This is a genomic window from Cupriavidus sp. YAF13 (assembly GCF_052113425.1).
GTDB lineage: Bacteria > Pseudomonadota > Gammaproteobacteria > Burkholderiales > Burkholderiaceae > Cupriavidus.
Map to the genome: position 1 here is coordinate 1 of NZ_JBFRDD010000148.1, position 1,037 is coordinate 1,037.

At 60.9% G+C, this 1,037-nt stretch carries 2 protein-coding genes; both read left to right on the forward strand.

Features of this window, described 5'->3' with window-relative positions:
• The first annotated feature begins 93 nt into the window (after nucleotides 1–93).
• Nucleotides 94–561, forward strand: coding sequence for an IS630 family transposase (locus tag AB4061_RS40550; RefSeq protein ID WP_441641656.1), 468 nt, complete (start codon nucleotides 94–96; stop codon nucleotides 559–561).
• Nucleotides 504–1,037, forward strand: a 534-nt coding sequence (locus AB4061_RS40555; RefSeq protein WP_441641657.1) for an IS630 family transposase, incomplete at its 3' end; no start/stop codon positions are given. The genes AB4061_RS40550 and AB4061_RS40555, both read left to right, overlap by 58 nt.

Consider the following 1,037-nt stretch of genomic DNA (forward strand, 5'->3'; position numbering starts at 1 on the left):
TATTGAGACTTGTATAAATCATGACAACCGATTCGAGTCTGACGCGTTATCTGATCAAGGCGTTGATCGGGAGTCGATTGCATGGCWRGGAAGATGGACGAAGCGACCAGAAAGCGGGTTCGCGCTGGACGGATGCTGTTAGCGAACAAGCCGGTCGCGGAGGTTGCGGCTGCRGTGGGCGTGGCWCGGCAGACGGTGTACACGTGGAAGGCGCGCCTGGACGAAGGCGGCATCGAGGCGCTGCGCACCATGGCCCGTGGACGGCCGTCGTTGCTCGACGATGCCCAGCGCGAGCAGTTGTGTCGTGCCTTGCTGCAGCGCCCCACCGAGCATGGCTTTGGCACCGAACTGTGGACGCTCAAACGGGTGCGTCTACTCATCGAGCAACGCTTCGGGGTGTCATACAACGAGGCCCATGTCTGGCGCATTCTGGATTCGCTCGGCTTCTCACCCCAACGCCCAGATCGACGCGCTATCGAACGCGACGAGGACGCCGTCCTGGCGTGGAAGCAAAAGACCTGGCCGGTGCTCAAAAAAAGTGTACGCGGGAGCAACGGCTGATCGTCTTCATTGACGAGTCTGGGCTCTCGGAACGACCCACGCGCGTGCGCACCTGGGCGCCGAAAGGTCAAACTCCGGTCATCCAGTTCCACTTCAACTGGAAACATGTCTCGGCCATCGCGGGTCWGAGTTATCACAACTGCCTGTTCCGCCTTTATGACGGCGCGATCAAGAGCGCACAGATCGTGGAGTTTCTCAAGGCACTGCGCGCGCACCTCAAGCGCCGCCTGATGATCATCTGGGACGGCGCCGCACAGCACAAGAGTCGCATCGTGCGCGACTACCTCGATAGCACTGGTGGAGCAGTGCAGATGGCCTTTGTCCCGCCCTACAGCCCGGACCTGAATCCAGTGGAGTATCTCTGGGCCTGGCTCAAGCGCCATGCCCTGGCCAACTTCTGCCCACACTCGCTCACCGAACTCAAAACGACCGCCCGCAATCGGCTGCGCAGCGCACAGCAACGCGCTAGCATCATT